This window comes from Uruburuella suis (genome assembly GCF_004341385.1).
GTDB lineage: Bacteria > Pseudomonadota > Gammaproteobacteria > Burkholderiales > Neisseriaceae > Neisseria > Neisseria suis.
In genome coordinates this window covers 1-12610 of sequence record NZ_SLXE01000047.1, presented here as the reverse complement: position 1 = coordinate 12610, position 12610 = coordinate 1, and the positions used below count along the sequence as shown (strand labels likewise).

10 protein-coding genes and 1 pseudogene are annotated in these 12610 nt (G+C 54.8%); 6 read left to right on the top strand and 5 right to left on the bottom strand.

The genetic code is table 11. The features are described from left to right. Positions 1 to 156: 156 nt before the first annotated feature. The 4 genes from EV680_RS11340 to EV680_RS11325 form a co-directional block, all read right to left on the bottom strand. On the bottom strand, positions 157 to 1422 hold the full coding sequence (locus tag EV680_RS11340) for an NRAMP family divalent metal transporter (RefSeq protein ID WP_132954855.1): 1266 nt from the start codon (positions 1420 to 1422) through the stop codon (positions 157 to 159). Positions 1423 to 1715: 293 nt separating this feature from the next. Continuing rightward, positions 1716 to 2426 (bottom strand): N-acetylmuramate alpha-1-phosphate uridylyltransferase MurU, encoded by a 711-nt coding sequence (gene murU / locus EV680_RS11335; RefSeq protein WP_132954854.1) that lies wholly within the window; start codon positions 2424 to 2426, stop codon positions 1716 to 1718. A gap of 596 nt (positions 2427 to 3022) precedes the next feature. Then, positions 3023 to 3991 (bottom strand): peptidylprolyl isomerase, encoded by a 969-nt coding sequence (locus tag EV680_RS11330; RefSeq protein WP_132954853.1) that lies wholly within the window; start codon positions 3989 to 3991, stop codon positions 3023 to 3025. Then, entirely contained in the window at positions 3988 to 6315 is a 2328-nt protein-coding gene (locus tag EV680_RS11325; protein WP_132954852.1) for an LPS-assembly protein LptD, read from the bottom strand. Before EV680_RS11325 ends, EV680_RS11330 begins: the two co-directional genes overlap by 4 nt. A 107-nt stretch (positions 6316 to 6422) precedes the next feature. Here EV680_RS11325 and amgK point away from each other — a divergent pair, with 107 nt between their 5' ends. From amgK to luxS, 6 genes are all read left to right on the top strand, one after another. Then, positions 6423 to 7427, top strand: a complete 1005-nt coding sequence (gene amgK, locus EV680_RS11320; RefSeq protein ID WP_132954851.1) for an N-acetylmuramate/N-acetylglucosamine kinase AmgK — start codon at positions 6423 to 6425, stop codon at positions 7425 to 7427. Between the two features lie 80 nt (positions 7428 to 7507). Further along, positions 7508 to 9049 (top strand): murein biosynthesis integral membrane protein MurJ, encoded by a 1542-nt coding sequence (gene murJ / locus EV680_RS11315; protein WP_132954850.1) that lies wholly within the window; start codon positions 7508 to 7510, stop codon positions 9047 to 9049. 219 nt (positions 9050 to 9268) lie between these two features. Beyond that, complete coding sequence (gene moaA, locus EV680_RS11310) at positions 9269 to 10243, top strand: GTP 3',8-cyclase MoaA (protein WP_132954849.1); 975 nt, start codon at positions 9269 to 9271, stop codon at positions 10241 to 10243. Between the two features lie 411 nt (positions 10244 to 10654). Beyond that, the gene (locus EV680_RS11305; RefSeq protein WP_132954848.1) at positions 10655 to 10912 is read left to right on the top strand and encodes a hypothetical protein; all 258 of its coding nucleotides are present in this window, start codon (positions 10655 to 10657) and stop codon (positions 10910 to 10912) included. Positions 10913 to 11120: 208 nt separating this feature from the next. Next, positions 11121 to 11375 carry a hypothetical protein gene (locus EV680_RS11300; RefSeq protein WP_132954847.1) on the top strand — a complete coding sequence of 85 codons (255 nt, stop codon included), beginning with the start codon at positions 11121 to 11123 and terminating at the stop codon, positions 11373 to 11375. Between the two features lie 110 nt (positions 11376 to 11485). After that, the gene (gene luxS, locus EV680_RS11295; protein WP_132954846.1) at positions 11486 to 11992 is read left to right on the top strand and encodes an S-ribosylhomocysteine lyase; all 507 of its coding nucleotides are present in this window, start codon (positions 11486 to 11488) and stop codon (positions 11990 to 11992) included. A gap of 277 nt (positions 11993 to 12269) precedes the next feature. Here the strand turns inward: luxS and EV680_RS11975 are convergent. Further along, positions 12270 to 12610, bottom strand: a pseudogene (locus EV680_RS11975) (hypothetical protein); the annotation flags it as partial.

Below are 12610 nucleotides of genomic sequence, written 5' to 3'. Positions count from 1 at the left end.
TGCTGCGTTGAAAATGCTCGCAAGGTGTTCAACCTTGCTGTGCTTTTCGCCTTGCAGCCACGCTTTTGCGCTCAAAATCTTACTCGCGGATGAATGGTGAACAGACCCTAGGGTCTGTTCACCATTCATTTCACGATGCATTTTATCCGGCTTATCTCAACCGAACACGCCCACCAATTGCAGCAGGAAAAGCACGGCAAAGCCGGCCAGGTAAATCAAGCCCAGCCAGGAAAAAGCCAGCATGCCGCCGCTGATGCGGTGTGCGCCGCCGCGCACCAGCATCAAGTTGAGCCAGGCAAACACCGGCGTGGTGAGAAAAGCGGTGATCATGGCAAATTTCAGCATCGGTGCGAGCGCGCCTTTGAAAAACAGAATCACCACCATGCCGGCGGCGCAGCCGAGCACGGTCCAGATATAGAGCGCGCGGGTGCTGTAGCTCGTTTCACCTTTAATCAGGCGGAAGGCTTCGGTGTTGGCGCGCGAATAGCCGTCCACCGCTGTGAGCGTGGTGCCGAACATGCAGAAAAAAGCGATAAAGGCCACCAGCCAGCGCGACCAATCACCAATGGTGCGGGCATACATATCGATGAGTTGGGCGATATAGGCGGGGCCGGCCAGCTTCACCTCGGTGCCGGTGCCGTATTGCACCAGCGCCCCCAGCGCCAAAAACACCAGCGCCAACAAGGCCGAGCCGATGTAGCCGACGTTGAAATCAAACAAACCGTCTTGATACGACACATGGTCCAGCTTGCGCTTCACCGCCACCCACAGCGAGTTGATGGCCGAGAATTCAATCGGCGCGGGCATCCAGCCCATCAGCGCGATGATAAAACCCAGCGCCGCCATATTCCACGGCGAAGCCTCGATAAAATCGGGCGCGCGCGGCGCGCCGCCGTTGGCCGCTGCAATCGCCACCGCCGCCACGGTAGAAGCCGTGAGCGCAATCATGATTAATTTAGACACTCCGTCCAAGGCGCTGTATTTTCCCGCCAGCAACACCAAAAGCGTTACCGCCAGCACGCCGCCGGCCAAAATATTGATGCCGATGCCCGGCAGCATAAAGCTCAATATCGCCGCCGTGATTAGCGCCACACCGGCAATATTCACCACCGTGGCAAAAAGATTGAGCACAAAAAAGGCCCACAGATAAGCCGGGCTTTTGCTTTGATAGCCCTCCAGCAGGCTTTTGCCTGTTTCGAGCGTGTATTGCGCGCCGCAGCGGAAAAACGGATATTTAAACAGATTCACCAACACCACAATCATGGCCAGCTGCCAGCCGTAAATCGCGCCGGCCTGCGTGGATGCGATAATGTGGGAGCCGCCGACAGCGGCCGAAGCCATCAACACGCCGGGGCCGATGGCCTGCAATTTGCTGCGCCAAGTGGAGCGCGGTTCGGAAATGGAAGAAACCGGGGTATTCATAAAAATAGATTTTTCAGATTGACAAGTTGTCGAATGATACAGAATTTATGTATTTCACAACAGTAATCATGCAGATTTTTAGACAAAAGTATAAGCTTGTGTGGCATTCAAGCTTTTTTTAGACATTTCAATATGGTTTTGAAATTGATAACGAGTTTGAGCTGTTTTTCATCGGTGCGGCAATATAGCCAAAAATTTGATGCCGTCTGAAAACGTTCAGACGGCATCAAGCAACGGATGGCGCACCATGCGGCAAAGCGTGCATCTATTAAGATGGCGGTTATTTGTTGTGCTTAATACGCAGAAATGCGCCCGCTTTGCACCAGCGCATCGGCTTCGGCCAGGCGCTCGACCGTGCCCACATCTAGCCACAGCCCCGCGTGGCGGCTGCCCGACACGCGGCTTTCATTCATGGCTTCGCGCAGCAGCGGCGCAAGTTTGGCGGGCTGATGCCGCGGCGTGTGGCGGAACAGCGCGGGCTGATACACGCCCATACCGCTGAAGGTGAGCGCGTAGCCTGCGGCTGTGTCGGAAGCCACTTTGCCATTATCTTGCAGGGCGAAATCGCCGCTGCTGTTGTGCGGCGGATTGTCGACCAGCCACAAATGAGCCAGCAGATTGCCGGCTTGCAAGGCTTCGGCGGCGGCAAAAGCGGCTTTAAAATCAATATCGGTGAGCACATCGCCGTTCACCACCAAAAAAGGCGCATCGCCCAGCAGCGGCAGCGCGGTGGCAATGCCGCCGGCGGTTTCCAGCCCTTTTTCCCCTTCGGGCGAATAGGCAATGTGCACGCCATAGGCCGCGCCGCTGCCCAGCGCCGCTTCGATTTTCGCACCCAGCCAGGCATGGTTGATTACGATTTCGGTGAAGCCGGCTGCTTTGAGGCGGCGAAGATGCCAGCCGATCAGCGGCTCGCCGCCGGCTTGGAGAAGGGGTTTGGGACAGGTATCGGTGAGCGGGCGCATGCGCTCGCCGCGGCCGGCGGCCAATATCATGGCTTTCATGGTTTATCCGTTGGTTTTCTGTTGATGAAATATTGAAAATATAGTGAAATGCAAGAAAAAGTGACACAAAACTACATTTTGCAACGGCGTAGGTTGGGTTGATAAACCCAACGTTTCAGACGGCTTGTGGATTTGTTGGGTTTACAACCCAACCTACCTGCCGTATCACTTTTTCATGCATTCCACTATATACATCGCCGCTCGGACTTTTTTTAGCCCGATATTTGGCGGCCAAAACAAATGTGGACATGATTTGTCATCAATCATTGATGGCTAAACAAGTTGTTTCACATCACCGCTTGGCAAACGTGCCGCTTGCGATTCTCGCTCCCGCATCAAACACGGCAGACTCTAAGCTGCTCTCTGAGGGGGCGGGGGCAGATTGCAGGTTGTTTGGACGATTGGGTTGCAGGCCGGATTCTCGAACCCGGCATTTGCCGCGGCCCTGATGCTTGTTCTGCGAACAAGTGTCGGATTCGAGAATCCGACCTACAGACTGCCCGTTTGTATATTATTTTTTTGAATGGGTATTATTCTTCTTTCACGCATACAAGAGGCCGTCTGAAACTTTTCAGACGGCCTCTCGGCATCATGCTTTAAGACGGCGTGCGGATGTCGATAAAAGCGCTTTCATGCAATTGGCGCAGCAAATCGGTGCTGGCTTGCTGGGCTTTTTGCTCGGCAAGATATTGGCGCACGGCATTGCGCTGGCGCTCTTCGGGCGTGCCGGCATCGCGCACTTCTTCCAGCTTGATTACATGCCAGCCGAATTGGCTGCGCACCGGTGCGCTCACCTGGCCGGGGCGCAGGCGGTGCACAGCATCTTCAAACTGCGGCACCATCTGGCCATCGGCAAACCAGCCCAAATCGCCGCCGGCCGCGGCGCTGCCGTCTTGCGAGTATTCGCGTGCCAAGGTGGCAAAATCGGTGCCGCTGCGTGCCTGGCTATAGATTTTGCGGATGCTGCTCTCGGCGGCAGCCGCGGCATTATCGCTGTCGGCGCGCAGCAGAATGTGGCGGGCGCGGTATTGGCGCACCGGCTCGCCTTCGGGCAGGGTAACGCCTTGCTGGGCGGCGCGGTTGATAAAGGCATCCACTTCTTCATCGCTCACGCGTGCATGCTGCATCACGGCTTGCTGCTGCACTTTTTGGCTGATGATGCTTTGGGCGATATTGCGGCGCAAGGCGTTGCGGCTGATGCCTTGTTTGGCGGCTTGCGCATAAAGCGCGGCAACGGTGGTTTTGTTGCTTTGGGCATTGTGCGCGAGCGCTTCATCGATTTCGGCATCGGTGGCACCCACATTGTTGCGCTGGCCTGCCTGCACCACCAGCGATTGGTTGATGAGCTGCCCCAACACCTGACGGCGCAATTCGGCATCGCTCACGTTGCTGCCTTTGGGCAGGCTTTGACGGGCGCGCGCCACGGCTTGGTTGAGGTCGCGATAGGTGATCACATCGTTGTTGGCCACGGCGGCAATGCCGTCGACCATTTTCACATCGGCGGCTTGGGCGGCGGGCAGTGCTGCGGCAAAAAAGGCGGCGAGCATCAGGGGTTTCAGGTTCATTTTTGAATTACCTCGTTGGTTTTGCTATAGCCCGGAATGGCCAAGCGCAATTGTTCGAATGGGTTGTTGCCGATATTGCTCAAATCTTTGAGTTGCAGGCTGAAGAGCACGGCGTTTTTGCTGCTGTTGAGCCCGGTGACGTAATGTTGCGCCACCACGCTGGCGCTCCAGCAGCCGCAGCCGCTTTTGTATTCGAGGCCGACGAGCATATCGAGCGGGCGGCTGACGTTGAGCGCGTAGTTGTAGCGGGCCACGGCATAAAGGTTGTTTTTCAGCGGCCATTGGGCGGCCAGATCGACTTGGCTGAGCTTGTCGTAAAAATAGTCGCCATCGCTTTGCAGGTAGATTTTTTCGTTGCGGCCGTATTTGTAGCGCGCGCTCAGCACTTTTCCGGCTTCGGGGTTGTAGCGTATGCCGGCGGCAAAGTTTTCCACCCGGCTTTGGTTTTGATTGTAGTGGATATCGGTGTCGATGCTCACGCTCTGGCTCACGTTGCCGTGAACAAAGCCTATCCAGTCGGAGCGGTTGCGCTGGTAGCGGCTCACGCTGCCGTCGAGCAATACGTTGTCGTTTTTAATGTAAAGCTTCTGCCCCATGCCGGCGCGGAGCAATTCGGCGCCGGTTTCGGGGTTGAGGATGCGGGTTTGCACGGCGGTGGAAATGCTGTTGGCCGAATTGATGCGGTCGTTGCCCGAATAGAGGTTTTCCCGGAAAAGCTGGTCATAGCTGAAGCTGTTTTCCGAGCTGTCGAAATTGGGCAGGTCGTTTTGCGATTTAGTGGGAATATAGTTGTAAAAAAGGCGCGGCTCCAGCGTTTGGATATAGTTGTTGCTAAATAAGCGGGTGCGCCGCTCGAAGGTCATGCCGCTGTCGATATTGAAAATCGGCAGGGTGCGGCTGGTGGTGCGCCCCGATGCGCCATCGAAGCTGTCGAGATCGTAATAAGAGGTGTGCACGCCGATTTTGGGGCGGATATAGCCCCATTGGTTGTGGAAATCCCATTTCACGCTCGGGTAAACCACAAAGCGGCTGCCCGATTGTTTTTCATCGTGCTCGAAGCGGGTGTATTGGCCGAACACGTTGATTTGGGCGTTGCCCAGCGGCTTTTGCCAGCGGGTGGAAAAGCGCGGCATGAGGGCGTAAGGCTCGGTTTTATAACCATCCGAATTGGCCAAGGTTTGATATTTCTGCACCGTGGCGTAGCTGTCGAGCGTGCCGCCCCACAAGCGGGTGTTGTGGTTGAGCCAGGCTTGGCGGTTGAGGTTGACGTTGCTGGCGATGTCGTCGCGGCCGTAGAAATCGCGGTAATAATCGTTGTCGGATACTTGGTTGTAATCTATGCCGCCGCTAAGCGTGGGGGTGAATTGCTGCTGGTGCTGCCAGATTAGGTGTGCGCGGTTGTTGTGCTCACTGCGGCGGTCGTCGGGCATCCATTTGCCCTGAATGCGGCCGGCATAAGTGGGCTGCAGATAGCGGAATTGGGCGCCCAGCTGCACACCGCGGCCGGTGATGATGCCGGGAGTGATGGTGGCATCGTAATTGGGCGCTAGGTTCAGATAATAAGGCGTTTCCACTTCCACGCCGTCGGAGCTGATTTTCAGCGCAGGCACCAGCAGGCCGCTTTTGCGGTTGCCGTTGAGCGGAAAATCGGCCCACGGGGTGTAGAGCACGGGCACGCCGCCAAACACCAACGTGGCATTTTGGGCCACGCCGATGCCGGTGTTTTGGTCGGCCTCGATGCTTTTGGCTTTGATATACCAGCTCGCATCGCCCGGTTGGCAGGTGTTGAACAGGGTGTTGGTTAAGGTGTATCGGCCGTTGCCCTGCATTTGGGCGCGCTCGCTCACGCTTTGGAAGCGGCGGCCGTCGTGCTCGGCATCCAGCCGTGTGTCGGTGCTGCTGCCGCTGCCTTCGGTGAGGTTGTATTCGATTTTGCTGCCGCTGATGGTGGTGCCGTTTTGATAGAGCGTGAAGCCCTCGCCGGCGGTAACCACATCGCTGCTTTGGTTATAATCCACCCATTTGGCATTGAGCACCTGATCGTTGCGCTCCACAATCACATCGCCCTCGGCGCGCACGGTAACGTTGGTTTGCCCCGCCACTTCATCGGCGCTGATGCGGGTGTAGTCGGCCGGCAGTGGCGCTTCACCGCTTCTGCGGATTTCGGGCGCGGCATGGGCGGCGGCTTCTTCGCCGAGCTTTTCGGGCGAGCAGCTCAGGCAGGTGCGGCCGAGCGACAAATCATCGGCAGCTTGCGCGCCGGCCGCGCCAAAAGCCGCAGCGAGCGCCCACACCAGCGGTTTGAATGAGAATGAACGAGCCAAAATATCACCTTAGAGTCGGTTTGCCAGTCGGCATGCCTGCCATGAGATTTATCAAACCCAAGCAGCCGCTATGTTAAAATAGCGTTTATTTTAACCTGAAAACCACCATGCAACGACAAACCGAATTAAAAAAATGGCTGCAAGGCATATTCCCCGACCAAAGCTTAGAATTAACCTTTGCCGCCGCCGATGCCGATTTCCGCCGCTATTTCCGCGCCACGTTTTCAGACGGCCAGAGCATTATCTGCATGGATGCGCCGCCCGATAAAATGAGCATTGCACCTTATTTGAAGGTGCAAAAGCTTTTCGACATGGTAAACGTGCCGCAAGTTCTGGCGGCCGATGAAGCATTGGGCTTTATGGCGCTTTCCGATTTGGGCAACACCACGTTTCTGGCCGCCATAGAGCACGATGAGCGCGAAATCGCGCACAAAGCCCTGCTGCTCGAAGCGATTGACGAATTGGTGGTGCTGCAAAAAGCCAGCCGCGCCGGCGAATTGCCCGAATATAGCCGCGAAGTGATGCTGCGCGAAATCAACCTGTTCCCCGATTGGTTTGTGGCCAAGGAGCTGGGTAAAACGCTCAATTTCAAGCAGCGCCAATGGTGGCAGCAAACGGTAGACACGCTCTTGCCGCCCTTGCTCGCGCAGCCGCAAGTGTATGTGCACCGCGATTTTATCGTGCGCAACCTGATGCTCACGCAAGGCCGCCCCGGCGTGCTCGATTTTCAAGATGCGCTCTACGGCCCGATTTCGTATGACTTGGTGTCGCTCTTGCGCGATGCCTTTATCGAGTGGGAAGAAGAATTCGTGCTCGATTTGGTGATACGCTATTGGGAAAAAGCCCGCGCCGCCGGCCTGCCCGTGAGCGCCGATTTCGATGCATTCTACCGTGAGTTTGAATGGATGGGCGTGCAGCGCCACTTGAAAGTAGCCGGCATTTTCGCACGGCTCTACTACCGCGACGGCAAAGACAAATACCGCCCCGAAATTCCGCGCTTTCTCAACTACCTGCGCCGCGCCGCCCGCCGCTACAACGATTTGGCACCGCTTTATGCGCTGCTGGTGGATTTGGTGGGCGATGATGAATTGGAAACGGGGTTTACGTTTTAAGTTTTAATAAGACCAAAGGCCGTCTGAAAGCTTTCAGACGGCCTGCTTGAATAGTTACCGCTTTTAAAAAGAAAACAGCTATGAACCTACTCGGCGCGCTGGCCAAAGTCGGCAGCTTAACCATGGTGTCGCGCATACTCGGCTTTGTGCGCGACACGATTATTGCGCGCGCATTCGGCGCGGGCATGGCCACGGATGCTTTTTTTGTGGCCTTCAAGCTGCCCAATCTGTTGCGGCGGGTGTTTGCCGAGGGGGCGTTTGCGCAGGCTTTTGTGCCGATTTTGGCGGAATACAAGCAAACGAAATCGGAAGAAGCCACGCGCGCTTTTGTGCAGCATGTGGCCGGTTTGCTGTCGTTTATTTTGGTGATTGTCACCGCCATCGGCATTTTGGCCGCGCCGTGGGTGATTTATGTGTCGGCGCCGGGCTTTGCCAAAGATGCGGATAAATTCGCGCTGTCGGTGGATTTGCTGCGGGTGACTTTTCCTTATATTTTGCTGATTTCGCTTTCATCGTTTGTGGGCTCGATTCTGAACACTTACCACAAATTCAGCATTCCGGCTTTCACGCCCACGTTTTTGAATATTTCGTTTATCGTGTTTGCGCTGTGGCTGGCGCCTTATTTCGAGCCGCCGGTGATGGCGCTGGCGTGGGCGGTGTTTGTGGGCGGCTTGCTGCAATTGGGCTTTCAGCTGCCGTGGCTGGCCAAGCTCGGTTTTTTGAAATGGCCGAAGCTCAATATCAAAGATGCGGCGGTGAATCGGGTGATGAAGCAGATGGCGCCGGCGATTTTGGGCGTGAGCGTGGCGCAGATTTCGCTGGTGATCAACACGATTTTTGCATCATTTCTGCAATCGGGCAGCGTGTCGTGGATGTATTATGCCGACCGCTTGATGGAATTGCCCACCGGCGTGCTCGGCGTGGCCTTGGGCACGATTCTGCTGCCCACGCTGTCGAAGCATGTGGCCGGCAACAACACGCAGGAATTTTCTGCCCTGCTGGATTGGGGCTTGCGCCTGTGTATGCTGTTGGCGATGCCGGCGGCGGTGGGGCTGGCGGTGCTCTCGTTTCCGCTGGTGGCCACTTTGTTTATGTATAAAGAATTCACCCTCAATGATGCCGTGATGACGCAAAACGCGCTGATTGCTTATTCGTTCGGCTTGATCGGCCTCATTATGATCAAGGTGCTGGCACCGGGCTTTTATGCGCGCCAAAACATCAAAACGCCGGTGAAAGTGGCCATTTTCACGCTGGTGTGCACGCAGTTGATGAACTTGGTGTTTGTCGGCCCCTTGCAGCATGTGGGGCTGGCGCTGGCCATCGGCTTGGGCGCGTGCCTGAATGCGGGCCTGCTTTATGTGCTGCTGCGGGCAAAAGGGCTTTATCAGCCGGGCGCAGGCTGGAAAACCTTTATCGCCAAGCTTGTGCTGGCGCTTTTGGTGATGGGCGGCGGCTTGTGGGCGGCACAGGCTTATCTGCCGCTGCAATGGGTGGGCGCGCACGGCCTGCATAAGGCGGCACAACTGATGGCGCTGGTGGCGCTGGGCGTGGTGCTTTATTTCGGCTCGCTGGTGGCGCTGGGCTTTCGGCCGCGCCATTTCAAGCGCTCGGAAATGCAGTAAGATTCAATATCATCAGAGAGGCCGTCTGAAAGCTTTCAGACGGCCTCTTGATTTTTTATGCGGCATTATCGTTTATAATCATTTCAAGCAGCCGGCCTATCCGCCGAAATAACTAGCCGCTAAGCACAATGCAGCATCTACAAAAAACACGCTGCGGCATACAATAAAATCGTTGAAAAATAATATCCTACACCACACCACGTTAAAGCGAGCACTGCCATGTTAACCGACGCATTTGGCCGCACCGTAGATTATCTGCGCATTTCCGTGACCGACCGTTGCGATTTGCGCTGCACCTATTGCCTGCCCAAAGGCTTCAAAGGCTTTTCCGTGCCCAAAGAATGGCTCAGCATCGAAGAGCTGGCGCGGGTGGCTTCGGCTTTTGCGCGGCTGGGCACCAAGCGCTTCCGGCTCACCGGCGGCGAGCCGCTGCTGCGTAAAGGTTTGGCCGATTTGGCGGCCGAAATCAACCGCCAACCGGGTGTGGAAGATATTTCGCTCACCACCAACGGCACCCAATTGGGCAAGCAGGCACACCAATTGCGCGCCGCCGGTGTGCGCCGGCTCAATATCAGCCTCGATTCGCTGCGCGGCGATTGCGTGAAAGACATCACCGGCACCGATTGCCTGCCGCAAGTGCTCGAAGGCATCAAAACCGCCAAGGCCGCCGGCTTTGAGCGCATCAAAATCAATATGGTGCCGCTCTCTGGCATCAACGATATTGATTTGGACGACATGGTGGCTTTCTGCATCGAAAACGGTTTTATCCTGAATTTGATCGAAGCCATGCCGATGGGCGCCACCGGCCAGGCGCATGCCAAAGTGAGCCTGCAACCCGTGCTCGCCGATTTGCAGCAGAAATTCGGCCTCACACCTTATGAAGGCAAAATCGGCGGCGGCCCCGCGCGCTATTGGCAAAGCGGTAGCGGCGATTTCACCCTCGGCCTGATCACGCCGATGAGCCAGCATTTTTGCGCCAGCTGCAACCGCGTGCGCTTGTCGGCCACCGGCAATATTCACTTGTGCTTGGGGCAGGAAGACAAAGTGCCGCTGCGCGATTTGCTGCGCGACGGCTGCAGCGATGCCGAGCTGGAAGCGGCGATTCGCGGCGCCATGATGATGAAGCCGGAAAAGCACGAATTTGTAGAAAACCCGCACAAAATCATCCGCGTGATGGCGCTCACCGGCGGTTGAATATTGTCGGCAGCATGGCATAAATGGCATAAATGGCATAAACAGTATTTTGCAGAGGTTTGAGGCCGTCTGAATGCATGATGGCGGTGAAGGCCGAACATGAATAGTGATAATGAAATAAAGGATAAAGTGCTAAAAGGCGCGGAAGCGCTGTGGCATTTTATCCTTTATTTTCAGCTATATTATCTGGCATAGCCTTAAATTAGAGCTTTATTAGGCAATTAAGTTCTTTCTAAATTTATTCAGACGGCCTGTTTTACCTTTGATGGCTTCTCTTAAAGAAAAATTTCACACCTTTAAAATCAGGTGCATTTATCTGCGCAAATGGAGTTCATACACTATGCATATCCATTGGCAAACAATGGATTGATTTCGCAATCAGGCTGAAATTATTTGGAAAAGGAAATCATCATGAAAAAAACCGTAATCACCACTTTTGCCGCCGTTGCGGCTTTGTCTGCCGGCCTTGTGGCCGCTAAAGGTGCCCATGAACCGAGCTGGCACACGCAAGACCACGGCGAAATCCCCGGCTTGCAGGCTGTGCCGAAAGATAATGCCGAGCGTGCCGAAAAAAGCGACGACAGCGTGAAATTGGTCGCGCCCGCAGCCCAAACACAAACCGAAAGCGACAACACTTACGTTCCGCTGCGCCGCACCGAAAGTCGTTGATACCCATCGCTTGAATCAAGCTGAAGGCCGTCTGGAAGCAATGCGTTCAGACGGCCATATTGATGTTTTATATTTTCCTATTAGGAAATAGTTGTTCAATAAAATTCATATTTATCAATCAAAATAAAATCCATACAATACGCACATCGATTGGCAAACAATGCCTGATACCCAAAACCAACTGAAATCATTGAAAAAGGAAACCCTCATGAAAAACACCGCAATCACCACTTTCGCCGCCATCATTGCTTTGTCTGCCGGTTTGGCCGCCGCCAAAGGCAGCCACCAGCCGCAATGGCACGCACAAGACCACGGCGAAATTGCCGGCTTGCAAACGGTGCAACACGACAACATCAAACGCGCCGCAAAAAATGACGACCGCACCCAATGGGTGATGCCCGCCGCCGCACAGGCTCAAGCCGATGAAGCCTACCGCCCGCTGCGCCGCACCGAGAGCCGCTGATACTGAATCCGGCAAAAGGCCGTCTGAACACCATGCGTTCAGACGGCCTTTTATCATGCAAAAAATGTTATGATAAAGGCCGTTTGCAACACACATGCACAGGAACCGCCATGCCCTTATTGGACAGCTTCAAAGTAGACCACACCCGTATGCACGCCCCCGCCGTGCGCGTGGCCAAAACCATGACCACGCCCAAAGGCGATGAAATCACCGTTTACGATTTGCGCTTTTGCGTGCCCAATCACGAAATTCTGCCCGAAAAAGGCATTCACACCTTAGAACACCTTTTTGCCGGCTTTATGCGCGACCACCTCAACGGCGATTATGTGGAAATCATCGATATTTCGCCGATGGGCTGCCGCACCGGCTTTTACATGAGCCTGATCGGCACACCCGATGAGCAGCAAGTGGCCGATGCCTGGCTCGCCGCCATGCAGGATGTGCTCGATGTGCAAAACCAAAGCCAGATTCCCGAGCTCAACGAATATCAATGCGGCACTTATCAAATGCATTCGCTCGGCGAAGCGCAGCAAATCGCCGAAAACATTTTGAAGCGCAAAGTGGCGGTGAATAAAAACGAAGATTTAACGCTGGATGAAGATTTGCTGAATGCCTGATAAATAAAGGCCGTCTGAAAGATGCGGCTTCTATATCTTTCAGACGGCCTGAGCCGCAATGACGGACCGGAAAGATTTTTGAAGGCTGAGCGGCATTTTAAAAAAGCCTCTGCTTTTGCCTAAATTTCAGGCCGTCTGAAACAAAATGAGCCCTGCGCAAAACACCCTTTTTGTTGCGCCTGCGCAGGCAGGCGCCCAGCCTGAAACACAGCTTCAGTTGTCGGGCAGGCAGGCATTATCAAAGCGAAAACAATAAACATTTGATTCTATAGAGAATTTATTTTTCAGAATTGTGAACAGACCCTAGGGTTTGTTTACATTTCATCACGCGGCAATACTGGCTCAAAAATGCGCCTGCTGCGTTGAAAATGCTCGCCAGATATTCAACCTTGCTGCGCTTTTCGCCTTGCAAACGCGCTTTTGCGCTCAAAATCTTACGCACGGATGAAATGTGAACAGACCCTAGGCACCCGCCTGCGCGGGTGCGACAGATATAGTGGAATGCAGGAAAAAGTGATACAAAACTATAGATTCGGCAATTAAATATTGAAATTTCAACATTAATCCCCATTTCTCCCCAATGGAAAAAGAAGACGGAAGAAAACTTGCAGCCGAAGC

Coding starts and splice junctions, on each gene's coding strand:
- EV680_RS11340 (WP_132954855.1), bottom strand. CDS start 1,422: ATGAATACCCCGGTTTCTTCCATTTCCGAACCGCGCTCCACTTGGCGC.
- murU (WP_132954854.1), bottom strand. CDS start 2,426: ATGAAAGCCATGATATTGGCCGCCGGCCGCGGCGAGCGCATGCGCCCG.
- EV680_RS11330 (WP_132954853.1), bottom strand. CDS start 3,991: ATGAACCTGAAACCCCTGATGCTCGCCGCCTTTTTTGCCGCAGCACTG.
- amgK (WP_132954851.1), top strand. CDS start 6,423: ATGCAACGACAAACCGAATTAAAAAAATGGCTGCAAGGCATATTCCCC.
- murJ (WP_132954850.1), top strand. CDS start 7,508: ATGAACCTACTCGGCGCGCTGGCCAAAGTCGGCAGCTTAACCATGGTG.
- moaA (WP_132954849.1), top strand. CDS start 9,269: ATGTTAACCGACGCATTTGGCCGCACCGTAGATTATCTGCGCATTTCC.
- EV680_RS11305 (WP_132954848.1), top strand. CDS start 10,655: ATGAAAAAAACCGTAATCACCACTTTTGCCGCCGTTGCGGCTTTGTCT.
- EV680_RS11300 (WP_132954847.1), top strand. CDS start 11,121: ATGAAAAACACCGCAATCACCACTTTCGCCGCCATCATTGCTTTGTCT.
- luxS (WP_132954846.1), top strand. CDS start 11,486: ATGCCCTTATTGGACAGCTTCAAAGTAGACCACACCCGTATGCACGCC.